Raw genomic sequence first — 25987 nt, forward strand, 5'->3', positions numbered from 1 at the left:
AATGTGGATGTTGTTTTTTTGCAACACACCCCCTAATCAGTCCCTCTTTTGGGCATTATCTTTGGTCCAAAACTTGGCGGAAATTGACGAATCGTAGGGCAAACCTAAGTTTCAGACGAAGCGTCTTGTCCAGTCGGACGCACTTACGCATTGATTGATTCGTCTGTAAATCTGCCCGATGACATCTATCTCAACGCCAATTCGTTCACGCGCAGGCTTCTCGTTAATGGAAGCTGTTGTGGCCATGTCGATTGTGGCATTTGCCAGCAGTGTGCTTTTGTTAGGCGTGGAAGCGACGTTGGAATCGGTCGAAGAACAACAAGAGGTCACCATCGCCGATGGAATCGCGCGGCAACTCCTGGATGAGATCCAAGGACAAAACTGGGTCGACCCTGCACTGCGCGGCTTTCCCTACCAAACATCGCTGACCCCCTCGGTCGACGAGTTAATTGGGCCAGGCCGTTCACGCTTCGACGATACGGACGACTACAACAACTACATTGTCTCACCACCGGTACGCATCGACGGCAAGATGATGACATCCTGCGATACGAGTGGCGATACGTTGCCGGACGCGTTTCGTCCGCGAGGCAGTTTTCTCTCAGGCTGGCGAGTTACCGTCGAAGTGGCCTACGTCAGTGAATCAGATCATTCGCAACAAGTCGCCGACTATTCGCCGACAAGTTATCGGGCATTGATCTGCCGGGTCTTTCGCCAAAACCTTGATAATTCCTGGCGAGAAGTACTCGAACGCAAACGAATCATTTCCTATATCCCTGCGCATGGCTAAACACTCCGACAATCCGAAGCTTGGGCTTTCCCTTGCCGAGTTGCTGGTGGCCAGCGCGGTGATGGGGATCATCTGTTTGTCGTTTGGCTCGCTTGCCATGTCGGTCCAGATGGCCAACGAGTATTCGCAAGAGAAAAACCTCATTGGTCAACATGCTCGCGTTATCCAGCAGCGAATTGAACGTGCCATGCAGAACGCACACACGACCGAGCAGTTCCCTGGCATCCTACCAATTGCCTACTACGAATCGTCATACGATTTTCCCCAAGCGGTTGCGATCTGGAACCCAGAAACCACTGCGGCAACTAATTACCCCCAAGTGGACGAGTTAGTCATTTTCACGATCGACCCTGACAGTCCCAATCGCCTGCTCGAAGTCCGCTCGAGTTCCGATTCCAGTTCCGCTCCTGACTTAACGGATGAAGCCGCATGGCGATCGCTAGTTGCTAATTTAGTGGATGCATCTAGTAGCGATATCGTGGAGGTCAGCAACTTGGTTCGAGCAGGGAAGATTGGATCGAACTTTCGCAGTACGCTTCGGTTTCAAACACGCATCCTTCCCACTGATGCCGATATCGCCGCTGCCCGAGCAGGTTCCATCGATTGGGAAGATCTGAACTGGGCCACAAGCATTTACTCATCCAAAGCAGGGCTTCGCCAAGTCTGGTGCCAGTTCGAGTGGCAACTTGTACCTGATACCAATTTCAACAATCACGGCAATCTACAGGAAGAGTCCGTTCCGTTCTTTGGTTCCTCGGCAATCTACTACCAGGTGACGAAATAGCGATGAACATCCGAACGATTCGCCCGCGTCGCGAAGGGTTTGCCGTGGTGATTGTGCTGGCGTTGCTTTCCGTAACGCTGGCATTGTCATACTCGATGATGCGTGTCCAGACGACGGCCAGCCAAATCCAACGTAACATGAGCCGTCAGGCCGATGCTCGGCAAGCAGCCATCTCTGGCGTTTCGGCCGGCATTCGAAAAATGTACGAAAGCGATTGGGGTGGTATCGAGTCGACGCTGTCGATGAACCTTGGAGATAACCTCTCGTACCAGGTACAGTACACAACCGGTGATGCGTGGCTTCAACCGGGCGATCCTGACTACACAGAAAAGCCATTCCGGGTAACAGTCGTTTCCACCGGCTACGCGTTCGATCCTGCTTCCCCTTCGGTTCGATCCGAGTATACGATCCGAGCCGTCGTCCAATTGGTACGTCGAAAGCTGCAAGACAACCCAAGTTCGTATGCCGCTGCCGCAGGCCATTCCCTATACAGCTACGGCACGGGAACGAATACGCTCGAAGCACCGAATCAAATTCATGGCAAGACGTTCATCAACGGCGAACTCGATCTGTGCGAGGATTGGCAGAAAACCAATCGTCCGTTCCATGGGCTGATCGACGAGATCGTCGTTTATAACCGTACGATGGGATCGTTTGAAATCTTTACGGTGAACCTGATCGGCAACCTGACAAACTCTTCCCTTGCCAGCGTTTTGTCTTCTTCAGGAATTCGCCATTGGTGGCGATTTAATGAAAGTAGCTCAACAGCCACCGTGGCAACCGATTCATCTGGTGGCCGACACGGTACCTACATGGGAGGTGTGCTTCCGGCGATTGATGTTGGGGGTGGCAACAAAGCGGTCTATCTGGATGGCCTCTCAGGTCGCGTCGAACTCGGCAATTTTGATCTGCCTGATGACGAGAGTTTTACGATCGTAGCGTGGATTGCCCCTTACTCTTTCGATGGAGCCAACGAAGATGGGCGAATTATCTCGAAAGCGACCCATACCAACGCTTACGATCATTGGTGGATGCTCAGCACGACCAAACATGGTGGGAACTATTACCCTCGCGTTCGCTTGAAAACGACGAGCGGGTTCTACGAAAAAATCACGAACAACGCCAAACTCCATACGAACACATGGACGCTTTTGACGTTGACTTTCGACTCCGATCGCAACGAGATGCGGATGTACGTCAATGGAAGTCAAAAAGATTCGTGGACGGTTTACGGCGATGCCCAACCATCCACCGATGTCATGACATGGATCGGCGACAATCCACCAGGCTCGGCACGGTCTCGTTACCTCGAAGCGACCAAAAGCCTTGCTGAGGCGGACCAAGGCGATTATCGCCCTTTAGCTGGAGAAGTCACTCTTTCGAGCGATCGAAATGAAGTCAGCACCGCATTGACGTTACTGCGGCAACTTGGCTGCACGCCAAGCTATCAGCAAACCTCGGCCGGCAATCCAGGCAGTTCGACCATCTCAGGGTCGAACTACCAACTTTATCCAGGCGGCGAGACTTACAGTATTCCGCTATTGAATTCTTCGATTCAATACCAGTCGTTCGAACCAGATGTCGATACGAACCCGCTAGGAATTTTCCGGTCCAACGGCAACATCACGTTGAATGAACAGACGACCATTCGCGGCACATTGATCTCGCAGGTTTCTGGAAGTGACATCCGCTTGCGCGGTAGCGAGATCGAAATTACCGGCGCGAACCTTCCAAGCCTCGACGGTGATTCGACCGTTTATCAGTTTCCAGCTCTTATCGCATTAGATGACATTGAAGCCAGCTACAACGTCGGTGCTACGATCAACGGTGCGATTGCCGCGTTCGGAGATCTAGAGATCAACTCGCTTTATTCCAACTCGAAGTTTCAGCTTACCGGCCAGGTATTCGTTGACGAGTTTGATCTTCAAGCCAAAGCTGAATGGTCATCGGTGGCGACCTATTCCCACTACTATCTATCGAATTTCCATAACGCTGTCGGGCATACCAACACCACGACCAATTTCGCCAGTTGGCTCGATGAAACGAGCTCCGCGAAATTCGAAAACAACGTTAAGATTGAAGCTCCGGAAACGCCTCCTTCGTATCGCTGGCTCGACCTTGGACAGCCGATCTATCAAAAAGGGGATGGTGACGAAGGTCTCGTCTGGGAATTAGTACGTTGGAAAGATGACGGCGGGCTTTAAACCATAAAGGAATTACCACATGACTGAATCGAACAAACGCTGGCAAACGCTGATTATTTTAAATGTTTTGTGCCTGGCCGCCGGCTGGTGGTATTCGCAAAGCGATGCGGCCCCGCCAGAACCGAAACAACCGTTTGCTAATTCCGTTCAGCAGCGAGAAGCAATGATTAGTCTGTTGCGGGAATCGAACCAGCTTCTCCGCGAGCAGAACCAATTGCTGAAATCAGGCAAGCTAAAAGTCCAGATTTCGGAATCGCGGTAGGTCGACCATGATTGTGCGGCGTCGTAAACACTTCGATCGTATCCGAAACGCTCGGCAAGGGCTTACGCTGATCGAGATCTTGATCACCGTAGCCATCTTGGGGATCCTTGCGGCGACAATCATTCCTCAATTCGGGGCTGCTGCGCCGGACCAGGTCCGAGGGGCAGCACAAATCATTGCGTCAGATCTCGACTACGCACGATCTCTTGCCATCTCGAACAACTCTCAGTACGAAATCACCTTTCAGCCATCGCGAAATGCGTACGTACTGGAACACAGCGGAACGAATACGCAATTAGATGATCTACCAGATAACGCATTTCGCAAGCCTTCGGATGACACCTCATCGTTAATTGTCGCTCTCGACGAGTTTCCTCAAGTCGGTACATCCGTTTCGATCGTTGCAGTCCTTACAGACGAATCATCACCTGAGTCTGTCAGTTCGATTGAATTTGACAGGCTCGGTCAGACCACGCGGGAGCAACCTACAATTATCTGGCTTTCCTCCCAAGCAGGGGCGGAGGATATCTATTTGCCGATCACCGTCAATCCAATTACCGGCCTGGCAACGATCGGCGATTTCACCACAACGGCTCCAGCAAGTTCCGGCAGTAGCGGCTCTTCGTAGCCCACGTCGTCCGAGATGGTTCGGCCGACGAGACGATGTTTTCATCCGATATCGGCACGAGCTTCATGATTCGGCTTCCTTTCGTTCGTTACAACCCGATTGGCATCGACATCGGTTCTAAATCGATCAAGATGGTTCAGTTCACCAAGAACTACGATGCCATCCAGGAAGCCGCTATCGTCGATCTTCCTCCGGAACTTTCTCCTGAAAGTGACTTTGAAGGCTACCTACATGGCCTTGGTCAAACATTGCAGCGTTCGCGCGTTGGCCGCCACTTCCGCGGCAACGACGCCATTGTCTGCGTTCATCAGCGTGATCTATTCCTTCACAACATCCGCGTCGGCAAAAGCGATCCTAAGGCACTCTCAAATATCGTTCACCAAGAGGCCGCCGACCGAATACCGTACTCGATGCTGGATGCTGAGATCCGGTTCATTGAATCCGAAGACATTCGCCAGGGAGATCAACTTCTTAGAGAAGTGATCATCATGGCATGCTTTCGACCGCGACTGGAAGCCTTGCTGGAAACCATCGAAAAAAGCGGCTTCCGGCCAGCCTCGGTCGATGTCGAACCGATGGCCGTGCTGCGGTCGTTTACCTCGCAATACCGCCGCGAAGCGGACGAAGAAGATCGCGTTCTATACGTCCACGTTGGGTACACAAACACGGTTGTCATCATCGCACAAGGCAATCAAATCTTATTCGTAAAATACATCGACGTAGGCGGCAGGCACTTCGATGAAGCGGTATCTCGCCAACTCGATATGAGTCTTTCCGATGCCATCAATCTGCGAAAGCATAACTCGGACCGGCGGCGTTCCCAGCAGACACCGGAAGTCGAGCGAAGCGTTATCAACGCGATGCGTGACGAGCTTGAACGTCTGCAAACGGAACTGTCAATGTGCATTCGGTACCACAGTGTTACTTTTCGAGGCAAACCACTGGTTCGCTTAGTTTTATCTGGGGGCGAAGCAACCGAATCGCTGCGTGGTGAACTGGAGCGTGTGGCCGGACTAACAACCGAACTGGGCGATCCCCTAAGAATTTACGACTGCTCTCAAAACTTTGGTCGTCATTCCCAATGGGATGTCGCCGTCGGACTGGCCGCGCGTCGGCTAGGAGGTGCGAAATGACATCGCACGAAATCGAGTTTCTGCCAAAAAAGTACCGTGAAAAGCGAAAGCGTGATACGTCACACATCTCGCGACTACTACTGCTCGTAGTTGTCGCCGCGGGCATGTCCGTGATGCTGCTTTACCAATTGGCTTCACTTCACTCGGTCAATCATCAACTTGCCGAAGTCGAAGAGCACCACGAGCGTGTCTCCAAACTGATGCAGGAAGTCGAGCTCAAGCGGATTGAAGTAGCACAAAAACGTCATCACGCCAACTTACTGACGTTCCTCGATCATCCGTTTCCGAAGTCTCAAGTCATTGCAACGATTGCGAATCCACTTCCCGTCGAGATTACGATTACTCGAATTCAATTGGCCACGCCAATCTCGCAAGTGAAGAATTCTCGTCCAGCGACGGAGAAAGGGAAGGCGGCCCCCCAGGGACATCCAATGGAATTGGACCTGAAGCAACTGCTGGGGGAAACGAGCCAGCGCCGTTGCGTTATTGAACTAGAAGGCACCACCGACGACACGTCGTGCTTGTATACCTTCCTGGCAGAACTTCATCAGGCCGATATCGTTGAGTCTGCCAAAATCGAATCGATTGACCCTCAAGTCAAAGCTGACGGTCGAGAGTTCTCGAATTTTACTGCTCACATCAAAATCAAGCGTGGTCACCTCGCTCACTTTGAAACGATCGTCAGTCAAGCGATCTCTACCTTGAATGACACGGAGGAAGTTCGATGAAGTTGAAACTTCCCAAAAGCTCTACTCCGATCTTGCTACTTGCACTCGGCATGGTGGTCGCCTACGCGTTGTTTGTCTATCTGCCTCTGAGCCGCAGTATTGCCTCCGCCCAGGACAGCTTGGAATTGAAACGCTCGCTCGTTCTTCAAGAAGCATCACTGGTAGCACAGATCGAGCGTTACGAAAACGAGCTAGCAGACGTGCAGCAGTACACACAGAGATGGCAGGAAGTTCCCAATCCGAACTTTCACCTCAGTCAAATGCTCGGTGAAATCTCGCAGCAAGCAAAGCTATCAGGCGCGGATGCCCTTCGCTTGGAACCTGGGCAATTGACAATGATGGAAACCATGCAACGAATTCCCGTTCGACTCGGCTGCACTGGTACATTCCAGGAAATTCATGACTTGGTAAGCCGCATCGAAGAGCTTCCCCATCAGATCTGGGTGCAGCAGATTGAGCTAGCACCCAAAGACGATCTCCAGAAGCTTCTTAACTGTGAGATAGAATTTGAGGCTTTTATCGTCTCGGCAAAGAATTCGCATTAGGAAGACTATTCCGTAATCCGATAACACGAAAGAAGAGATGCCCTGGTATCTCGTTCCAACGGTGAATACACAAAAGATAACCAGTCAGCTGACCAAGGAAATCAAGCGAAACCCAGCTAAAGCTGCGGTTTTAGGAGGTCTGCTCGTCGTCGCCATTTGGTTTTGGTACCCATTGATCCAGAAATGGACCGGGGGCTCTTCTAAATCGGTAGCAAAGCAGCAGTCGACCGTGACGCCTGTTATTCCTTCGTCCAACCCAAACGACATCGTCTTGCCAACCGCTGCTCCTGCTTCGGTATCCAAGACTGCCGTCGACTGGCGAACCATTGCACAAAAAATAAGTGACGATCCGTGGATGAAGTCAGGCACGCTGCAAAGCAGTAGCTTCGATCCTTTTTATCCCGAACAGGCACAAGCTACGGTCCTCACTTCCACAGAATCGGAACCGACACCAACGACTGAGGTTGATGTCGCCCCCGACTCGGTTGGCCTTGCGGTGACATCGGTGATTGTTGGAGGGCGGAAGCCACTGGCTCGAATCAACAATCAGAACTACCACGTTGGCGACACTATTCGAGTCGCAGACGTTCAAATCGAGTACACCCTGCTGGACGTGCATCCATGGGGAGTACAGTTGAAAACCAAGCAACAGGTTTACGAACTCCACCTGGACGAGACACCTCAGAAGAACAACCGACGTTTCATCCTTCGAAACGGCAACCTGGTTTCCCAAGACAACTGAGCACCGCAATCGACATGGAAGTCGAATGAAGAAACTCTTAATTCTATCGCTGCTGCTCATCAGCACGGCCGGCGGGATTGCCCTGGCAATCTTTCTCGAGTCGTGTGATCTGACTCAATGGGAATTGCCAACATTTCTCGTTGCTGAGAGTCACCAAGACTCACCTCCTAGAGAAACCATTCCCGAGGTTGCGGCTCAAACTTCACGCACGCACTACGATCCAGCAGTTCAGCCAGTATCTCAGCTGGAACTTGAACCACGCATTACACAGCAATTTGAAATCGATGAGATCAAAAAGTCTCTCGAACAGTCGCGTGCTTCCCAACAACAAATGGCCGAGCAAACAAACCGCTCGTGGGATGTCGTCAACAAAGCGATTGACTCGATGCGTGAAGTTGCAACCTCCAAAGTGGAAGGCCAGACAACACCGCCGGTTGTCGCACCCGTGACGCAAACAACTACAACACAAGCCGCGCCTCCGGTAGCTGAACCGGTCGCTCCGACGCAGCCATTGCCTAATACGCTGCCGAGTCCTTCGCAACCCCGGATCATCCCTGACGAGGGGGATGACAAGCTTACCATTGTCATCCAAGACAGCGACATTCGCGAAGTCTTAGAACTACTGAGTGAGCAGGGACAACTGAATATTCTTCCAAGCCAGAACGTTCAAGGAACGGTATCGGCTTCGCTGACCAAAGTGGACGTGCGAACCGCGCTGGCGGCAATCTTACGGTCGACAGGCTACGTCATGCAGCAGGAAGGTGATTTCATCTTTGTCGGTACGCCGGATGATATGCAAAGCATGGAACGCCTACACGATCAGGTCGGCACGCGAATTTACCGCTTGAAATACATTCGCGCTGCCGAGGTTCAAACGCTGATTACGCCGATGCTTTCCGAAGGTGTTGGCACGATCAGCATTTCCACAGAATCGAAAATTGGAATCGCGCCAGACTCGTCTAACCCTGGATCCGATGACTATGCAGGGGCGGAAACGGTTTTCGTGCGAGATTACGAACAGAACCTAAAGAAGATCGATAAAGCAGTTCTCGAGATTGATTGTCGACCACTTCAAGTTGCTATTGAAGCAATGATCTTGAGCGTTCAACTGGACGACTCGCTTGACATGGGTGTCAGCTTCGAGGCGCTTCGTCAGAACAATCATATTCGCCTGCTTTCCGGATTTCCGCCACAAAACTTAGCTTCACTCGATCTCGATGAAGGGGGCCTCAAGCTGGGTTATCTCGATGCGAACCTTTCGCTTTTCGTGGAAGCGTTAGAAACCGTCGGCGAAACGAATGTGATCGCGGCACCGCAGCTTTTAGTTTTGAACAAGCAGCGAGCTGAAATCCTCATCGGTGAACAGAAGGGCTACATCAGCACAACGGTGACGGAAACCGCTTCGACCCAGTCGGTCGAGTTCCTGGAAGTCGGTACACAGTTGCGGATTCGCCCATTCATTACCGACGACGGAATGGTACGACTTGATGTTCACCCTGAAATTTCGACGGGCGATGTACGTGTCGAGTCTGGACTGACCATTCCAGATAAAGAAGTCACGCAGGTCACGACCAACATCATGTGCCCAGACGGTCGTACGGTCGTCATTGGCGGTCTGATTAAAAGCAGTCAATCGAAAGCAACCGGACAGATTCCATTCCTTGGCAGCCTCCCAGGTGCAGGGGTGTTGTTCCGGCAGAAACGTGAAGAACTCGAACGCCAAGAGTTGATCGTACTGATCACCCCGCGCATTGTTGATCCGAGTCGAATTTCTGACGACGGCGAGAAGGCTCGTGACCTGTTCGAAGTTCAACACGAATACAGCGCGGACAAGATGAGCCCGTTAAGCAAGCGGCACATTGGACGAAATTACTATCGCCTGGCAACGTCAGCTTGGGCAACCGGCGATGCCTATTCGGCACTTCGTTACTGTAATCTGGCAATCCACTACGACGACCAACTACTGGAAGCGGTGGCACTGCGAGAAGAAATTACGACGAAGACTGGCCTAGGAGATCGTACGGTTCATTCTCACTTGAAAGAGGGGCTCGCACCTTGGAATCACCCACACGGCGTTGAAGTCTCTCCTTGGCATTTAGATCAAATCGAACCACTACCGCCTGGCACGCCGGTCTATCCTGTGCCGCAACCGATTGTGAATCCTCGAATCGCTCCCCATCAATAGACTTCAACTATGACCAGCGTTCGATTTATTTGGCTCGTCACCATGCTCTTGCTTGGGAATTCGCTCGGCTGTGCAATGCCTCAAAGCATGAAGCAAGCGATTCTTGATCCCGGCAAAGAACATCGGGAGCGCAAGGAAGAGATCCACCGGCTGGTCGATCAACGTCACGTTGAGTCGCGTATTCAAGCAGCGTCAGCCATGCTGGCGGCCGGAAAATACGATGACACGGTGGCCGTTTTGAAAGAGATCGAGAAAATCGATCCGAATTGTCGTGCGATGCATCTCTTGCGTGCCGAGGTTTTTATGGCGCAAAACAAATTCGCTGAAGCGGCCAATCTATATGAAAACATGCTAGAGACTTCACCAAGTGATGCTCACCTACATCACCTTCATGCGATGGCCTTAGAATTCTCTGGCGATTCGGCTGGGGCAATGCTGGCCTTTCAACGAGCCGCGGATCTTTCGCCAGACAACTCCTTGATCCAACTCAGCCAAATTCGTGACCCTTCATCTGGTACGACCATGCGTTGATGCTCTAAGCTACAATCCATGTGTCAAAGTAATCGCAGTGGTTCATCGGTTCGTTCGTCATGCGTGTGCTTGCCCTAGAACCTTATTACGGAGGCAGTCACAAAGCGTTTCTTGATGGCTGGATTGCCAAGAGCCGTCACGATTGGACTGTCTTATCGTTGCCTCCGCATCACTGGAAATGGAGGATGCGGCACTCAGCGATTACATTTGCTGAACAACTGAAAAGCCATGTCGACGAGCCTTATGATCTTATCTTTTGTAGCGACATGCTGAATCTTGCAGCGTTCCGAGGGCTCGCTCCCGCTGCAATCGGAAGGCTTCCAGCAGTCATCTATTTCCATGAAAACCAGCTGACTTATCCTGACCTATTTCGCACGCAGCGTGACTTCCACTTCGCTTTCGACAACTTCCAGTCCATGCTGGCCGCTAATGCGATTTGGTTCAACTCGAACTATCACCGCGAGGAGTTCTTGGCCGAGTGTTACAAGTTTCTCTCGAAGTTCCCTGACTTCACTTTAGAAACAGCACTAGTTGCCATACGTGAGCGAACACGGGTTGCATCGCCCGGTTTGCCATCAATGAAAATTACGAGACGAGACATCAATTTCCAAGTGCCCCACATAGTCTGGGCGGCTCGGTGGGAGAAGGACAAGAATCCAGACGCATTCTTTGACGCACTTCGACAGTTAAAAGCGATGCAGATTCCGTTCCGTCTTAGTGTCGTCGGAGAATCATTTCGTGACACGCCTGCAGTTTTTGAAGAAGCGGCCCAAGCATTTTCCGATCGAATAGTTCAATGGGGATTTCTTCCCCAACACTCGGAATATAGAAACTTATTGGCCTCGTCAGATCTATTCGTCTCGACGGCAGTTCATGAGTTTTTTGGTATTTCGGCAGCAGAAGCCATTCTGTCAGGCAACATTCCCGTGCTTCCTAGTCGCCTGGCCTATCCTGAATTGGTCGACAATCAGCCCCACTTGCTTTACGACGGCACCATCCCCGGTCTGGTCGAGCATTTGAAGAAGCTTACCCAGGACAAGTCGTTTCAAACACGTGCTGTTGAGGAATGCGAAATGGTTCAACAAAAGCTGAAGGGCCTTCAATGGCCCCTTCTCGCAGCAACCTACGACGACAACCTAGAAACCGTTTCTCACTCGTCCTAATGAATTGAAGGTCACAGCCACTCAGGTTATTATTCCAGTACCTACCTACGTCGTGCTTCTTCCACTGGATCAACCTGCCATGCCCCGAATCCCTATCGCTATTCTGCTTGCCATTCTCTCGTTGTGCGGAGTTGTCAATTCAGCATACGGCGCTGATCGTTCTCCGAACATCGTCCTCATCTTCATCGACGATAAGTAGAAGCCCGAGGGTGGACTTGCTGAATAAGTGCGAGAAAATTAGCTTTATTCAGGCCGAGATAAGGGATTCATAAATTGTGATAAATATCGACAAATTCAGGTCTAATTTGGGCGATTAACTACATTTTGCTACACAGGCAATTAATCTGACTGCACTTCTAGACCATTGAGCTGTTTGTAGCTAAATGCGTCTTCGCTAGTTCGAGTCATCCACTTACCCAATGGCTTCGGGCAGTTGGGCACCGAGGATGAATGCCAATAACAGGAATAGGGTGCTTCTAGCAAAGGACGGTTCGTCCTTGGCGTGCAAAAACTCGTGCTCAAAGAGGATCGAATCTGCATCATCGCGCGGACCTAATGCTCGTCGGGAAATCCTAGAACGGATGGGAACAGACTGACGCATTAGCCCGATGAGCGTAAATCAGGGGCCGCCTATCACGCACAGACAAACGTGACAATTGAGAAACCTACAGCTACAATTCGACTTGCGACAATTAACTGCCTGCTTGTTAGGCCGCACAATTGCGGCCTACAGGTGATTGGCAGAAGCTTCCTAAAATCTAGTTAGGCACCAAGCTGGCCCAACCTCATGTCCGAATCAGATCGAGTCGTAGCTAGCCAGTTCTGTAAGGCCTTTCTCTGTCCACGGGACCGCGCGGCTGCAACCCATGAACTGGCGGCACATGGTCAGAACGCGGTTCCTATCCTCCGTTCGATTCTAAACGGAGAGGCAAAAAATGAGTTCGGAGTCGCCTACCGTCGTTTGGGCATGCCAGTAGATTGCTCGCTCGTCACTATTTGCATGCTTGGCAGAATCGCAAGCCCTCTTGAGGAGTTTGTGCGTGCGGAACTCAAGGCTGGTCACGCTTATGCAGAGGATGCTTTGCGTGCAATCATTGACGCTTGATAATTTATTCAAACCGACCGCCCACTGACTACGCCAGCGGGCGGCGTCGTAACTCAAGCCTTGGGCGAAAAAACGAATAGGTGGAAAATAGTGAAAACACAGTATTACACAGCCACGAGTCTTGATGGATTCCTCGCGACCGAAGAAGATTCTCTTGATTGGCTTTTTCCTCTTGGAGACATTAATAGTTCTAGCTATCCAGGGTTCATATCCGAAGTTGGAGCCTTGGCTATGGGATCATCGACTTATGAATGGATGATACGTAATTCAGACCAGGTCGCTAAAGAGACAGGTGCTCCATGGCCTTACGACAAACCTGCTTGGGTGTTCTCAAGTCGTAAGCTACCGGTGATTGCCGGCGCAGATCTCCATTTTTCAAATGGAGATGTACGTCAAGCGCACGAAGAAATGAAGGTTGCCGCTAAAGATAAAAACATTTGGATCGTTGGCGGTGGTGACTTAGCAGGGCAGTTCTATGACGCAGGCTTGCTGGACGAACTAATTATTCAAGTTGGTTCTGCCACGCTTGCAAAAGGTAAGCCACTTTTTCCGCGCCGTGTGTTAAGCCCTACTCTTAGTCTAGTATCCGTTGTGCAAATGGGGGTAGGGATGGCGGAGCTACGATATGAAGTAAACAAAAATGGTAAGCATGAATCCTCCTAACAATGCGCTGCAGGCCGACGGCCAACTTTGAGCAAGGTGTTAGGCGGTAAGATAATATTGGGTTAGCAACGGCGACTGCGGGTGGTCGTAAGGCACGCCTAGAGATCCGCAGCTGAGGTCACCGTCGAAGACGCTGCTCGCATCCATGGCAGCGGAGCCTCATTCCTGGGGAAATCACGCTTCCTGCCAGCGGCCTAACTCATGCGTTCTTGCGAGGTTCTTGGCTAATCGTTGTGAGGCCCGCCTTTCAAAATGCGTAAGGAGGGCGTGACATTGGTCACTTGTTATGGCAGAACATGACGGTTCGACATGTGTGAGCAAGAACTCGTGGTCGAAGAGGATTGAATCTGAATCATCGCGTGAGTCTAATGCTCATCGGGTAATCTTGGAACCGACGTCAACGAACGGGCGATTCGTCCCGACGAGCGTTAGTCAGGGGCCGCCTATCACGCACAAAAAGATGTGACAGTTGAGCAACCTACAGCTACAATCCGACTTACGAAAATCAACTGCCTGCGCGTTGGGCAGAAACTTCCCATAAACAAGTTAGCGGACAGCAAAAATTTCAACTGAGCAATGAACCCTGATCCCGACGTCGGTAACTCGAATTGGCACATCTTAGTTGCGGGCTTCCCCTGCGTTCCAAACGCCGTAACTTTGGCATCTGGCGTTACATTACAACCGCTAAGCGAACCACTTTCGGTGTTTGACCTTGCTGCTGCTGGTGCCGTTGGTTTCCGCAACTGGGCATTACTCGAACCCGTTGCACTCGCCTGTACCTGCGAAATCGCAACTTCTCAATTTCAATCGTCTCGTCCTGGCTACGACACTCTCAATCGTGCATGGCTTGCCTCGTCGCTACTCGTCCTTCGAGGATTTACAAAGCATCTGTCCCTCGCATGCTCCAACTATTCGTGGAATCAGATTGCGGGACATCAACGACGAACCGCAAATACTGCCAATGGCAAGCTCCCACGATTCGTGGGCAACGTTTTGGACTTTCATCTAAACACCGTCGTGAACAGTGATGCTCGGACTGACCCTATTTCACCCGCCGACATCCAATGGATATCTAGCCGGTTCGATACGTTCAATAACATGGCGGCCAACAGCGACTCATTCCGTTTTGCCCTTGAATCAAGCTTTGACTGGCGATTCACGAAGGATGGGCGATCTGCAATTGCACGACTTTGGAGTGGCATCGAGGCGATATTTGGAATTAGCTCCGAATTGGTTTACCGCATATCTTTACTTTCAGCATCTTTGTTAGCGCCAAGAGGTGTGCAACGCAGAGAGAAGTTCCAAGAAGTTAGAAACTTGTATGGTTTGAGAAGCAAAGCGGTTCATGGATCGAAGCTGTCCGCCGACAAAATGGCAGAGGCTGTAAATGGTTCATTCCGTTTGTTGGCTGATTTATTAATGTTGACGATCGAACGGGGGCATGCGCTCACGCAAGCAGATTTTGACAAGGCCGTTTTTGACTGACAGAAAAAGCCCACTAACGACCGCATGCACTGGAGCCGCCGATCCGGGCAAAATCACACGGAGCACCAACCGCGGCGGCCCGGTGATGCTGGACGTTAAGGAATCTTAGAGATCGTCGCGATACCTCGGGCATCAGCGTTTCTACTTCCGCCAATTGGTCCGCTGGCCTCATGTGTGGATTTCTGGTCGGATCACGGGCTCCAGTCGGTCTTCCAAGACATTCCGATTGCTCTGGTTGTTGCGATACCGATGTTAGCTCTTCCTTCTCTCTTCTTCGGGATTGGCTTGACGGCAGCCGACTACTACAAGCCTGATTTTCGCTGGCTTTGGACATCATTCCTGATCACTCTGGCAGCAATCAATGTGTTTCTGGGCCTTTGGCTAGGAGCGCAGATGGACTTCTAAGTTCGGCCCCTAACCAACGGCTGCAGTCGACTAGCGACGCCCGTGATTGAATGAACCCATCGACCCGTCCGTCTCTTCCCGTAGGCGGCTCGCAACTGTTTGGGGAGACGTTATCGTCTTGCCAAGGAATTGGCGGATCGTAGTGAGGCCCGCCTTTCAAAATGCACAAGGAGGGCGTGTTTGTGCCAAGAAGCTTGGGAAAGGGGGAAGAGATGTAGGAAACAACTTGGAAACCTTTCCGTGGAATCTTGCGGGTGGGAAGCCCGTCCGGTAGAGCCTGACCAGCAGCCGGAAGCGAGTCTTGTGTCGTACGTGGGTAACCCGTCCGGCAAAGCGTAGACAGCGAGTCCGAAAGCCATGCTATTGAAAGTCGAAAGTCCAATGGTGGGAGCCTTTGCGTTACACGTACCAAGGGCCGAGTTGTGACATCTTATCGGTCTGATGTCGACAATCCCTCCGGCGTCGAGGAACATAGGCAAACGGATCATTGAGATTCCCCAGGAACTTGGGAGATCCTGATGTCTCCTCAATAAGATCCCGGCCGGAGAACCGGTTAACAACTCCAGGCCATGATGGTGTACTCGTCCATCAGGGAGCGAACAGAACGAGTGAAAGTTGAGGTATCGCCAAACGAAGGCAACGAAGTGCGGCGAGATGGATGTCAGGAAGTCATAGCGTCTTGATAGTACCGATGAAACTGGAGAACAAACCCGACTGGATCCAGTGGAAGGAAGCGAGACGTCGAATTACGAACCGTGACTGAGAAACACGACGAATGCCTCGAAATTCGATAAACGTGTCCACGAAACAGGAACGGATTGCAGCGTTGGCGAAACAATCGCCGGAAATGGCATTCACTTCGCTGGCCTACCTGATGGACTTGGATTGGTTGAAAGAAGCGTATCGACGCACACGCAAGGATGGCGCGGTTGGTGTGGACGGAATGACAGCTGCGGAATACGAACAAGATCTGGAGGTCAACCTCCAGAGCTGACCTGCCCCCACGAATGAAGCCAGTCCTTAAGTTGTTTTCTTCAATGATGAACCGCTCCCCTTTTCTGTACCAGCTTAAGTGAGAAAATCCAGGATCTTCGTCTGGCCAGGCAGCCCAGAGCGCTGTGTGGTCGATGTTCGTTGTAGTCGCGACGCCAGGATTCTATTCTCTTCCTTCGCGTCGGTGAGTGACGAGAACCAATTTTCGTTCGAAGTCTGGTTAAATATTTCCAGCTTTAATGAAGCTTCAAAAAAACAAGAAATCAACTTGCTTATTTCCCTTGCGATTGTTTAAAACAAAGCCCACGTGGCGGGATTCAATCCCCTCTACAGGGATGTCACTCCGGATTTCGCCTCTAATCCCCTTATTAATGAAAAGGCGAGAACTGTGGAATTTCCTCGAAATATGTGGTTTGAATCGCTTGCTAAGGTATTTCGCAAGAGTCGAGGAACCAAACGACGGAGTCAGATTCGGCCGCTTCGTTCCGAGTTGCTGGAAAAGAAAACCCTTCTAGATGGCCAGGGATTAATCAGTGTTTCAGATGCTGTAGCCACTGAGGGGGATGAACTAGTGTTTGTTGTAAGTCTCAATGCTTGTACAACTGAGCCTGTTTCAATCACGTATCAATCTACTGGAAAATCCGCGGAAAGTTCGGATTTTGAGACTGTGAGTGGGACGGTCGTTTTCCAGCCTGACGAAGTTTTCAAAGAGATTCGGATTAACACGGTTCAGGACTCTTCTGTGGAAGAGGACGAAATCGTCAGCCTTGACCTTTATGCTGCAATCGGAAATTCGCTAGAGGAGGAATCGGCCACTGGACTCATTCAAGATAACGAAGTGGGAAGTGGATTCACTAAAGGAAGCGGGTTTGGATTCAGTGCTCTGTCCGGATCGGGAGGAGGCTCTGGTTCAGGTGGTGGCTCTAGTTCGGGAGGAGGTTCGGGAAGCGGTTCTTACTGTGGCGTTGGTTCGTTTTTAGGCCTTTCACTTGTATCCTCATCCGGCAGCGGCATTAGCGGACCTAGTGAAAGCAATCAGGATCGAGAATTCTACGTTCAACTTGAGAAGGATAATTTCTGCAATTCGGCAACTACTGTGCCATTCACGCTTTCCGGCTCAGCGACTCTTGGAGTTGATTATACACTTGAAATGGATGGTAGCCCTGTCTCAGGGAAGTTTGAATTTGAGCCAGGTCAGTCAAAATCGAAACTCATCCGCATTGTGCCGATTGACGACATGCTTGACGAAGAGTTAGAGAACATCGTGTTCGAGGTGGAAGATCCTAAGCCAAATGAATGGTATCCCGGCGAAAATAATGAGTTGACAGTTTCACTGTACGAAAACGACGCTACGGACGACGAGTACGTGACTTCAAAGAACCAGTTACTTCAGGTGAGCCTTTCTCAGGATTCCGTGCGAGAGAACGACAAGGGAACACACTCCAGCTACCAAGTTGAGGTTGTCAACGGCCCGACAAATGGAACGCTAACGTTGAATTCCGGGGGCACCTTTACCTATACCCCCGATGAAGATTACGTGGGAACCGATAGTTTTACCTACCAATATATTGACTCCTCTGGCTCTACACTTGACGGCACCGCAAATATTACCGTTGTAAGTGGAGACCTTAAGGTTGAAGGAAGCCCCATTACAGGCGAGTTTGTGCCAGAGGAAGACGAAGAATTGCAAGGGGCATTCTTAACGAAAACCGAAGATGGAGCACGTTACATTCGGAAACTTACTCTTTCGAGTGACACAAGCCCCACGACTCAATACGGTTACTACACACTTGAATTCGATGATCAGTCCATCAGTGTTTGGCAAGATAAAGAGGGCACTCAATCTATCGAGCCGGGAATAACTGAATTTGACGAAGGTTCTGAGGTAACACTCTATGTCGAAGGGACCTCCTTATCTACCGGTTCGATTCAGCTTCACTGGAATGAAGGGCATTGGCAGGAATTGCCTCCAGGTCAAACCGAACAGCCCGAAGATTCCTACAAGAAAAAGGGACTTCAGTCATTTATCGTGGATACGATTTCGGTGCATGTTGTAGATTCAGCCGCTCATGCAACAGCTGAACTAGACTATGATTTCCCAGAAAACACTGGAGAGTCTTTAAGACTTCAAGACACATCAAATGGCGAACCGCAATACGACTCCTATGTACCTTTTAAGTTTACTTTATGGGTCGAGCCCACAGGTCTTACCTCTGAGGAGTTCGAGATTCGAATTGTAAATGATTTGGGGCAAACTTTGCACGAAGAAACACGCACCGTAGCTCCGGGCGATCAATATGAGGATACAGTAGCAGTGCGGGCGGGATTGGCCTCGAATGTCCGCATAGAGATTGAAACCGTCGATCCGTTTTTGGGAGAAAATCGCATTGAATTTGAGCTAGACGAAGCGATTCTTGATATCGATATTAATTTCACCCATGGAATCGTCGCTCAGACAACCTTAACAAAAGGGCAAGTGTTCCGTTTGTTAAAAGAACAGTCATCTAACGGAATAACCGGTGCGTTCAACTCACTCAAGGATGATTTAGTTACCACAGATAGAGTGTCGGCCACTGCAACGCAAATCGGTGAATCAGAGGCGTTCGTTCAATCGACAATTGATGCCTATTGGGACCAAACGATTATGCCTGCCCTGGAGAGTCAGCTTGACATTGGATTTGACTATTTGGCAGATGCACTTGAGGCTATTCCGAGCCAAAAGTTCCGCCTTGGCGCTCACAATAATGCAAACGAACTCGTCCCATCCGATTCGTCTTCGCTGGGGACGCTGATTGGAACCACTCATGCTACGCATGTGGCTGATGCGATTCATCGACTCGATGTATTGGAAGAGTCGATTGGAAGCATATTAAACGCTTTGCCAATCAAGTTAGATGCGGAACTAAATAGTGTTAACGATATGACAGGAGGGGCAACGCCAGCACAGCTTTATAACGCTTTGGTCGATGAACTGTTTAATGGAGGAGGAGAGTTTCCATCGCTGCACTGGACGGATGTGAAGGTATTCGAAAAGTTGTCCATAGGACTCGAACCAGTAGAGATGAACTATTTTGGAGGCAAGGTCGAGGGAGCGTTCAATGCCTCAGTGTATGATGTTAGCTTTGCGAATCCGGCTTGGAAGTTTGGGTTTGATACTACTTTAAGCACAGTAGAAGCATTCAAGGCAGGCCCGTTTACATTCGACGCCGGAATAACTTACGAGAAGACGTTTAGCAGTGGGACGTCGAACGAGACTATTACCGGGGCCTTTATGATGAACGGTAATTTTAACTGACATAATCGAGGGATAATAGACGTTTTCGATTGTAAACTCGCCGGTCAACTTCTGGAAGGTCTATGGAATTCACAGTGGAATGCTGGCGCATTTATCAAAATAGGGACGAAGAAAAGTCATGGACGATTCGCAAGTTCGTTTAATCGAAGTTTCGCAAGGACTACATCTGAAATTGCGATGTTTTGCAGATTTTCAGTTGGTGGTTGTGGTGCCATTTATTCTCTTTGGCTGCCTATTAGTTGATGCACTTCATATGACACGAGAGGCTCTAGCTGATGAGAACGAAGGTGAAAAGTCGCTCGGCACAGTTATAGATAATGAACAGCCGGAGGCCATCTGGCAGGCCGTTTTAAATGTTCCTGCCACGGTGGATAGTCGACGAGGCGTTTATGGCTCGTTCGAGATTCAACATTTGAGTATTTCGTCGAGCAAAGAGCGGCAGTTGAAGCGGTTCTTTGTGGAGTCAAATGAAAGTGGTAATTATTTGCTTGTTCGCGACGATGGTTCATTTCCGTTAGCACTTGGAAGAACTGGAGAATTTTATACCGTAAACGAAGGTGGGAAATGGAGTCTTCGCGAATTGGATTTCTTCATCGACGTTGATGGGGCAAACTTCCCCAGTTTTGTGCGAATAAAGCCTCCGAACAAGCAGTTTTGTACTGTCTTGGATTTTGGATCAATTCTTAGAAAACTCTACTCCGATCAAGTTGTGAGTATACATTGGGATCGAGATCGTTTAACGCTAACGGCTAGTAAGAGTAGTGGCGCAAAATGTGAAATTCGGTTTCGCTCACCTCTCGGGCAATCGAGACATGGGTGCGAGTTAGCCGAAGTCACGTTGTATGATCGAGATCTAAAGAGTGCGCTACGTGTTGTGGGGATGAGTCGCCATTCCTCTTTTCTATCAAGATTGAATTGGGAAGACTTACGGTCCTTCGTGGGGCCCGTGGCAAAAACTCGGGAAGAATTTAGTGACGACCTTAATTATTCGACGGCTAGTAGTCCAACTGAAATTCGCGCTTGTGTGAAGTTCTGGGAGATAGCTAGTGGAATTCAAGAGCCTAATTTGCGTGGCCTCGTCCTTGACGATCAATCCTACCAAAAATTAAGCGACCGTCAGAAACTTACCGCCTTGGTACTTATGTCTCAAGGCAATCTTCTGACGCAAGGCCAGATCACTGAAATAGCATCTCAATTGCTTCGGTTATCCTATCAAAATGAAACAGCCGTTGATGAGCACGATCCAGTGATCCGATGGTTTAATCAAGAACAGAGATTCAGTCCAGCAGTATGGCTCCAGGCGTATTTTGCTGCAACAAAGCTCGTGAGCGATGAACGAATCTTGATTAAATCAAGAAGTGAGCTATTGCGATTTCTAGCAAATTCAGGACGACCTCCGTTCGACTTAAACGGCAATGTCGCCGTCGAATTATTTGCAGATGATCCAGTGGCAGTTGCGTTTCTTCGAGCCAATTGGGGGATGCCGTGTGATGATTCACTTATCAACGATGTTAAGGATAACTTTCGAATCCACAAGAAAACCTCTGAAAGCGCACTGTTGGCAGTTGAAACGTTAGTGAGGCTTAACCTTGTCGAAATCATTCCTCAAGAATTTATCGACGAGTGGTATAGTCGAAGAAATTCGAACTCCGCAAGTCTGACAGAGATTCGGAATCAGCGTTCACTGTTATCGTTAGTACCAAGTGGCAGAAGATTCTTGATGAAACGTCTTCATAAGAGTCAGCCGCGTACGGACGATGAAGTAGAAATTACAACTGTTCTTGGACAACTGATAGAGGCCGTAAAACGCACCGAACGGTATGACTTTATTTCAAAAGAGGAAATTCAGTATATAGAAGAGGTGATAAGTTCCAAAGTATACAGTAAATGATCTCAGCACGGAGGCGAAATAGGGATAGATCGAATGAGAGGTTTCAACGATGCTGTTCGTACTTGTTATTCTAATGGCGAATTCCACTGGATGGACGCATCGCAAAGTCATTCATTTCTGCTAATAGCAGCGATCCCCAAGCTTATCTTGGTATTCGTCATCGTTAATTGACTTTCTGGAAAGCGGTCTAGGTTTTCGAGCAATAGTTGAAACGCATCTAATTGCTTGGCTTATCCACTATCACTGCTTTCCCTCGATCGCTGGAAAGGCAATTGCTTAATGGCTAAATAGTGCTCACCTTACGATGGACATTACATGAATAATAATCCCCCTCCGCGGCTGGCCTTTCAGTGTGCACTGAGATCGGCAGTCCCACCTGAGCGGACGAACGGATTGAAAGTGGTACTACGTTTTGCGATCGAATTTTAGGCCCTATCAGAAAACCCTATCAGCCCATCGTTTTCAAGTACCGTTGAATGAATGCCCATTTCAGCATCTCGAGGAAGTTTCTCGCTCGCTTCTCGAAGCGAGTTAGGATGCGGCGGCATTCTTTTAGCCAGCCGATCAAGCGTTTGACGATGTTGCGTCGCCGGTATGTTTGCCGGTCAAACTCAACGAAGCGGGCGTCTCCGTCTTCGTTTGTTTTGCTGGGGATGATGGGCACGACGCCAGTCTCGACCAGGTACTCGTCGATCCACTCGGCTCGCTACCCTTTGTCGCCAGCGAGAAAGATGGGCGTGATGATTTCATCCGATTCATCGCCTCGCACTTCGCACGTCTCAAGAAGCTCGTGCAAGCAACTGGACTCATGGGCTTGGCCAGGTGAAAGCACGGCGTGCAGCGGGTGGCCGTGCGAGTCACACAGCAGATGGATTTTGGTACTAAAACCACCACGACTGCGGCCTAAGGCTTCACAGCTAGCCTCCTCATCGGCCCGTTTTCACGGCTCCAACAGCACATCTCGCGGCTCGAACGGTCGTGCCATCAACACACCACAACTCGTTGTCGATCGCTCCTGCATCCACGTGAACAGAACGCAGCAGATCCAGGATTTCATCAAGCGTTCCGTCCTGATTCCACGTTGTGAACATGTCGTAGACCGTACCCCATTAACCGAATTTCTCCGGCAAGTCACGCCAAGGAGCCCCGGTCCTCATGACCCACAGAATGCCATCAACCACCATCCGTCGATCGACTCGTGGCCGGCCTGTGCGAGCAGGCGGCGGAAAGAAGCCAGCAATCAATTCCCATTGATCATCGGTAAGACGATGGCGTGCCATGACGGACCTCCGTGCGTTGAAATGAGAAAGTGTTCTTCAACGGTTGGAGACCACGGATTGAAAGTCAAATTACCGTTTTCTGACAGAGCCTAGCAGAATGACACACAGACAAAATTCGCTGTTCAAGAGTTACCGTGATTCTCCGGGTAGCTTAGTCCCATTCTGGTTTCCTGGGTAGAGTTAAATCGTTTGGCTATTTTAGGGCTTAGCTGGTCGATACGGAAATGCAACAGATTCCGTTTAGCGTTGGGAAGCTATCGACGAGTGTTCAAATCCCACTAGAGAACTGACTAACAATGTCTCCCGAGAAATGTGTGATCCTAGTGCCGGTTCAAAGCTGGATCGAGCATCAATGTGAAAAGGGCCTTCAAGATTTGGAAAAGCGGGGATATTCCGTCTGGCGAATCCGGGGTTACGCAGCCATCGACCAGGGGCGGAACCAGATGGCCACGGATGCCTTACGGCATGGGTTCGAGGAGACAATGTGGATCGATTCCGACATCAGTTTCAACGTTGAAGACGTCGAGAAACTGCGTAGTCATAACCTTCCGATTTCCTCGGCAATTTATCCGAAGAAAGGCCAAAGGAGCATCGCAAGCAGCGTCTTGCCCGGAACAAAGCAAATCTCCTTCGGCAAACAAGGCGGTCTAATTGAGATTCAGTATGCCGCGACCGGATTTCTCCACGTCAGACGGGAAGCGTACGAAACGATCCAGGAAAAATTATCCCTCCCTCTCTGTAACCAGCGTTTCGATGCCCCAATGATTCCATTCTTCCAGCCCATGATCGTCGATGATCCGCCCGAAGGGCAATGGTATCTAGCAGAAGATTTCTCGTTTTGCGAGCGTGCCTTGCGTGCTGGCCTAAAAATCTACGCCGATACGACGATTCGCCTGAATCACATTGGCAGTTACGGTTATTCTTGGGAGGATGCTGGTGGGGAGCTAGAACGCTTTCACTCCTACAAGTTACATCTGCGCTAGGCTATAGTGGAAAGGAGTTCCAGATTCGTTCCTTAACTTTTCGCAATTCTTTGGATTTCTGCCTCATCGCCCTATCTTGAAGTTTCCTTACCGTTGTCGGCTTGGATATATCCACCACATCCATCTCGGTTATGCCAAGCGATGCATAGTAGTCGGCGAATTTAAAACGGAAGTCCTGATTCGGGTAAGTCGGATCATCTCCTAATGTGACCCACACATTAGGAATTCCCAGAGAGTCGGCCACTATCAATCCGTGAAGCGAGGAGGATACGATCGCTTCGCATTGGGCGATTTGCGAGATGACTTGCTCATATCCGCTGCACACATCGATCAGATGGGTGTTGTGGGCCGCAAGCCTCGTCCAAGCCAGATGCTCGAACTGGGACCAATGCGGCACGAGGCCCAAAGCATATTTAGGATCACGCTTTTTCAAGAAGATATCTGCTAGCAATCCCGGATCACCAAGAGGGATCGAATTGTCCCCCCCGAAACTCTTTAGTGTCAGCGGTCCTCGCAGAAGTGAAATTTGCGAGGAAGCAAGTGAAAACGATTCTGAGCCATACATCCGGCCAGAACCCCAAACTATTCCCGAAAATGAACGAGTATTCTTCCAGAACCAAGGCTCAAGTACGCTTCCAATAGAAATGATGTCCGCCATTTCCGGTGGAGCCCATTCAACTCGCGAACGAGCTAATATCCGGATGAGAGCAGGCCCTAGCTCGTCGCCAAAGTTTCCGGCACGCGGACCTTGGTTCCACCAGTAGACTCTCAGTGTTCTAGACATGATCTTTAAACTTTCCTTTGCAACTATGCTAAGTTCCTCAGCTTGGTTCATCAATGATCCTCATCGGATAAAACTTGGCAACGCTTGTGTTAATCAACGTCAACTTCTTCTTCCATCGATAGAACGTCTGCTGGCTGATCCCCAGCTTCCGGCAAACCTCCTCCCCTGGTACCCTCGACTCGGCCTGCTTGTGGGCGAAGGCAATCTGTTCATGCGTAAATCGAGACTTCTACATGGTCATCCTCTCCTCGAAAAAGGATGGCCAAATTCTACCTCGATTGTCTCATTTTGAATGGCTCAGGTTTTGGATTGCAGGTCAGGGCGAGGAGGATCGAAGGGAGCTTGCACAAAAATCTTTTACGTCCACATCCGTCTGGCTAAGGATGGCTATTCTACTGGAGGACAACCGCCATATGGATTTCGACGCTGGCTCGTCAATGAGAGTGTCGAGGCGTTGCGCGAATTAGAGAAAGGCGAGACCAAGGTTCCCGACGAAGCCTCAACAATGAAGTAACCGAAGATGGTGTTTGCGATGGCTCCACATGTCCAAGATTGCGTGGAACTGTAAGTAGCCAATGCTTTGTTGTTCGCGAATGGCCCGCTTGAAATCGACGAGAACAAGGACAGAAGTTCATCCCGCTGTCGCATGACTTCGACAATGCCCGAGTTGTCGAATACCTCAGCGATCAATGATGCCTGAAGCTTTTGCATCGATGAGACTGACTCTAGGACCGTCCCAAATGCTCGAAAGTGAGACGCTTCAATACTGCGTGTCATTGCCGCAATGCTTCCGAATGCCTCGAACATAGCCGCTTGGCTTTGGCTATGGGCCCTCAGGATGGGCGCACAAATTTCGTTATACATCTTTGAGAACTGCCGTATTCTTTCGGCTGCCCGTTGAAGCTCCGGTGGTATCTCGTCATTTGGGTCTTGCGAATCGCTCATGTGGTTGTTCCAGAGAACAAAAATTTTAGGCTTACGACAACGTAAAGAATAACGAGATACGAGTACCACTCCACCCCGACATAAGATAATTAATCGTACCTGCCCTACATACGGGCATGAATAATTTACGTCTCGAATATCTAAGCCCCGCGGACCTCAGCGACAATCAAAAGCACTGGCGGGAACATCCCACATCCCAGACCAATAGCCTTGCCGAGTTGGCTGGGCTGGTGCCTTGCTATACAACGAAGCAACCGGTCGCCTTATCGATGGTCACGCCAGAAAGAAAATCGCCAAGGATGAAAGGGTTCCTGTCCTCATCGGTTCATGGAGCAAAGAACAGGAACCCTTGATTCTGGCTTCCCTCGATCCATTGGCAGCAATGATTGATGCCAACAGCGATAGTTCTCCGAACTAATCGCATCTCCCGAAGAACAAACGGAAGCCGTCGAGGCAATGTTCT

Annotated in this window: 24 protein-coding genes and 2 pseudogenes; 20 read left to right on the top strand and 6 right to left on the bottom strand. The window is 50.2% G+C overall.

Annotation, left to right across the window (positions count from 1 at the left end):
• Positions 1-226: 226 nt before the first annotated feature.
• From LA756_RS07060 to LA756_RS07135, 16 genes are all read left to right on the top strand, one after another.
• Entirely contained in the window at positions 227-790 is a 564-nt protein-coding gene (locus LA756_RS07060; RefSeq protein ID WP_224439169.1) for a hypothetical protein, read from the top strand.
• Complete coding sequence (locus LA756_RS07065; RefSeq protein WP_224439170.1) at positions 783-1574, top strand: hypothetical protein; 792 nt, start codon at positions 783-785, stop codon at positions 1572-1574. The genes LA756_RS07060 and LA756_RS07065 overlap by 8 nt, the downstream gene beginning before the upstream one ends.
• A gap of 2 nt (positions 1575-1576) precedes the next feature.
• On the top strand, positions 1577-3778 hold the full coding sequence (locus LA756_RS07070; RefSeq protein WP_224439171.1) for a LamG-like jellyroll fold domain-containing protein: 2202 nt from the start codon (positions 1577-1579) through the stop codon (positions 3776-3778).
• A gap of 19 nt (positions 3779-3797) precedes the next feature.
• Positions 3798-4040, top strand: a complete 243-nt coding sequence (locus tag LA756_RS07075) for a hypothetical protein (protein WP_224439172.1) — start codon at positions 3798-3800, stop codon at positions 4038-4040.
• 7 nt (positions 4041-4047) lie between these two features.
• The gene (locus LA756_RS07080) at positions 4048-4668 is read left to right on the top strand and encodes a Tfp pilus assembly protein FimT/FimU (protein ID WP_224439173.1); all 621 of its coding nucleotides are present in this window, start codon (positions 4048-4050) and stop codon (positions 4666-4668) included.
• Positions 4669-4733: 65 nt separating this feature from the next.
• Entirely contained in the window at positions 4734-5801 is a 1068-nt protein-coding gene (gene pilM / locus LA756_RS07085; RefSeq protein WP_224439174.1) for a pilus assembly protein PilM, read from the top strand.
• Positions 5798-6529 (top strand): hypothetical protein, encoded by a 732-nt coding sequence (locus LA756_RS07090; RefSeq protein ID WP_224439175.1) that lies wholly within the window; start codon positions 5798-5800, stop codon positions 6527-6529. The genes pilM and LA756_RS07090 overlap by 4 nt, the downstream gene beginning before the upstream one ends.
• Entirely contained in the window at positions 6526-7074 is a 549-nt protein-coding gene (locus LA756_RS07095; RefSeq protein WP_224439176.1) for a type 4a pilus biogenesis protein PilO, read from the top strand. The genes LA756_RS07090 and LA756_RS07095 overlap by 4 nt, the downstream gene beginning before the upstream one ends.
• Positions 7075-7111: 37 nt before the next feature.
• A complete protein-coding gene (locus LA756_RS07100; RefSeq protein WP_224439177.1) occupies positions 7112-7816 on the top strand; it encodes a hypothetical protein in 705 nt (234 codons plus the stop codon).
• A gap of 25 nt (positions 7817-7841) precedes the next feature.
• Complete coding sequence (locus LA756_RS07105) at positions 7842-10001, top strand: hypothetical protein (RefSeq protein ID WP_224439178.1); 2160 nt, start codon at positions 7842-7844, stop codon at positions 9999-10001.
• Positions 10002-10010: 9 nt separating this feature from the next.
• The gene (locus LA756_RS07110; protein WP_224439179.1) at positions 10011-10532 is read left to right on the top strand and encodes a tetratricopeptide repeat protein; all 522 of its coding nucleotides are present in this window, start codon (positions 10011-10013) and stop codon (positions 10530-10532) included.
• A 59-nt stretch (positions 10533-10591) separates the two neighbouring features.
• Entirely contained in the window at positions 10592-11695 is a 1104-nt protein-coding gene (locus tag LA756_RS07115; protein WP_224439180.1) for a DUF3524 domain-containing protein, read from the top strand.
• A 1195-nt stretch (positions 11696-12890) separates the two neighbouring features.
• Positions 12891-13463 carry a dihydrofolate reductase family protein gene (locus LA756_RS07120; RefSeq protein ID WP_224439181.1) on the top strand — a complete coding sequence of 191 codons (573 nt, stop codon included), beginning with the start codon at positions 12891-12893 and terminating at the stop codon, positions 13461-13463.
• 702 nt (positions 13464-14165) lie between these two features.
• The gene (locus tag LA756_RS07125; protein WP_224439182.1) at positions 14166-14948 is read left to right on the top strand and encodes a HEPN domain-containing protein; all 783 of its coding nucleotides are present in this window, start codon (positions 14166-14168) and stop codon (positions 14946-14948) included.
• A 174-nt stretch (positions 14949-15122) separates the two neighbouring features.
• Positions 15123-15353, top strand: a complete 231-nt coding sequence (locus LA756_RS07130) for a hypothetical protein (protein WP_224439183.1) — start codon at positions 15123-15125, stop codon at positions 15351-15353.
• A gap of 796 nt (positions 15354-16149) precedes the next feature.
• Complete coding sequence (locus LA756_RS07135) at positions 16150-16347, top strand: hypothetical protein (RefSeq protein WP_224439184.1); 198 nt, start codon at positions 16150-16152, stop codon at positions 16345-16347.
• Positions 16348-16387: 40 nt separating this feature from the next.
• Here LA756_RS07135 and LA756_RS07140 read toward each other — a convergent pair.
• Positions 16388-16568, bottom strand: a pseudogene (locus tag LA756_RS07140) (integrase core domain-containing protein); the annotation flags it as partial.
• 85 nt (positions 16569-16653) lie between these two features.
• Here LA756_RS07140 and LA756_RS07145 point away from each other — a divergent pair.
• Positions 16654-19641, top strand: coding sequence for an Ig-like domain-containing protein (locus tag LA756_RS07145; protein WP_224439185.1), 2988 nt, complete (start codon positions 16654-16656; stop codon positions 19639-19641).
• Between the two features lie 118 nt (positions 19642-19759).
• Positions 19760-21532: a hypothetical protein gene (locus LA756_RS07150; protein ID WP_224439186.1), complete on the top strand. Its 1773-nt coding sequence runs from the start codon at positions 19760-19762 to the stop codon at positions 21530-21532.
• Between the two features lie 448 nt (positions 21533-21980).
• On the opposite strand, the gene LA756_RS27320 is transcribed toward LA756_RS07150, so the two are convergent.
• From LA756_RS27320 to LA756_RS07165, 3 genes are all read right to left on the bottom strand, one after another.
• Positions 21981-22196: a transposase gene (locus LA756_RS27320; RefSeq protein ID WP_224439187.1), complete on the bottom strand. Its 216-nt coding sequence runs from the start codon at positions 22194-22196 to the stop codon at positions 21981-21983.
• Positions 22197-22238: 42 nt separating this feature from the next.
• Positions 22239-22406: a transposase gene (locus LA756_RS27325; protein ID WP_224440365.1), complete on the bottom strand. Its 168-nt coding sequence runs from the start codon at positions 22404-22406 to the stop codon at positions 22239-22241.
• Between the two features lie 235 nt (positions 22407-22641).
• Entirely contained in the window at positions 22642-22812 is a 171-nt protein-coding gene (locus tag LA756_RS07165; RefSeq protein ID WP_224439188.1) for a transposase, read from the bottom strand.
• 296 nt (positions 22813-23108) lie between these two features.
• Here LA756_RS07165 and LA756_RS07170 point away from each other — a divergent pair, with 296 nt between their 5' ends.
• A complete protein-coding gene (locus LA756_RS07170; RefSeq protein ID WP_224439189.1) occupies positions 23109-23795 on the top strand; it encodes a hypothetical protein in 687 nt (228 codons plus the stop codon).
• A gap of 1 nt (position 23796) precedes the next feature.
• Here the strand turns inward: LA756_RS07170 and LA756_RS07175 are convergent, their stop codons facing one another.
• Together LA756_RS07175 and LA756_RS07180 are read right to left on the bottom strand one after the other, a co-directional pair.
• On the bottom strand, positions 23797-24630 hold the full coding sequence (locus tag LA756_RS07175; RefSeq protein ID WP_224439190.1) for a polysaccharide pyruvyl transferase family protein: 834 nt from the start codon (positions 24628-24630) through the stop codon (positions 23797-23799).
• Positions 24631-24682: 52 nt separating this feature from the next.
• Positions 24683-24784, bottom strand: a pseudogene (locus LA756_RS07180) (transposase); the annotation flags it as partial.
• A gap of 975 nt (positions 24785-25759) precedes the next feature.
• On the opposite strand from LA756_RS07180, the gene LA756_RS07185 reads away from it, so the two are divergent.
• The gene (locus LA756_RS07185; RefSeq protein ID WP_224439191.1) at positions 25760-25942 is read left to right on the top strand and encodes a hypothetical protein; all 183 of its coding nucleotides are present in this window, start codon (positions 25760-25762) and stop codon (positions 25940-25942) included.
• The last annotated feature ends 45 nt before the right edge of the window (positions 25943-25987 follow it).

The sequence above is a fragment of the Bremerella sp. TYQ1 genome, from assembly GCF_020150455.1.
Taxonomy (GTDB): domain Bacteria; phylum Planctomycetota; class Planctomycetia; order Pirellulales; family Pirellulaceae; genus Bremerella; species Bremerella volcania_A.

Coding starts and splice junctions, on each gene's coding strand:
- LA756_RS07090 (WP_224439175.1), top strand. CDS start 5,798: ATGACATCGCACGAAATCGAGTTTCTGCCAAAAAAGTACCGTGAAAAG.
- pilM (WP_224439174.1), top strand. CDS start 4,734: ATGATTCGGCTTCCTTTCGTTCGTTACAACCCGATTGGCATCGACATC.
- LA756_RS07175 (WP_224439190.1), bottom strand. CDS start 24,630: ATGAACCAAGCTGAGGAACTTAGCATAGTTGCAAAGGAAAGTTTAAAG.
- LA756_RS07060 (WP_224439169.1), top strand. CDS start 227: ATGGAAGCTGTTGTGGCCATGTCGATTGTGGCATTTGCCAGCAGTGTG.
- LA756_RS07105 (WP_224439178.1), top strand. CDS start 7,842: ATGAAGAAACTCTTAATTCTATCGCTGCTGCTCATCAGCACGGCCGGC.
- LA756_RS07065 (WP_224439170.1), top strand. CDS start 783: ATGGCTAAACACTCCGACAATCCGAAGCTTGGGCTTTCCCTTGCCGAG.
- LA756_RS07150 (WP_224439186.1), top strand. CDS start 19,760: ATGGACGATTCGCAAGTTCGTTTAATCGAAGTTTCGCAAGGACTACAT.
- LA756_RS07110 (WP_224439179.1), top strand. CDS start 10,011: ATGACCAGCGTTCGATTTATTTGGCTCGTCACCATGCTCTTGCTTGGG.
- LA756_RS07095 (WP_224439176.1), top strand. CDS start 6,526: ATGAAGTTGAAACTTCCCAAAAGCTCTACTCCGATCTTGCTACTTGCA.
- LA756_RS07115 (WP_224439180.1), top strand. CDS start 10,592: ATGCGTGTGCTTGCCCTAGAACCTTATTACGGAGGCAGTCACAAAGCG.
- LA756_RS07170 (WP_224439189.1), top strand. CDS start 23,109: ATGTCTCCCGAGAAATGTGTGATCCTAGTGCCGGTTCAAAGCTGGATC.
- LA756_RS07080 (WP_224439173.1), top strand. CDS start 4,048: ATGATTGTGCGGCGTCGTAAACACTTCGATCGTATCCGAAACGCTCGG.
- LA756_RS07075 (WP_224439172.1), top strand. CDS start 3,798: ATGACTGAATCGAACAAACGCTGGCAAACGCTGATTATTTTAAATGTT.
- LA756_RS07070 (WP_224439171.1), top strand. CDS start 1,577: ATGAACATCCGAACGATTCGCCCGCGTCGCGAAGGGTTTGCCGTGGTG.
- LA756_RS07165 (WP_224439188.1), bottom strand. CDS start 22,812: ATGGCACGCCATCGTCTTACCGATGATCAATGGGAATTGATTGCTGGC.
- LA756_RS07100 (WP_224439177.1), top strand. CDS start 7,112: ATGCCCTGGTATCTCGTTCCAACGGTGAATACACAAAAGATAACCAGT.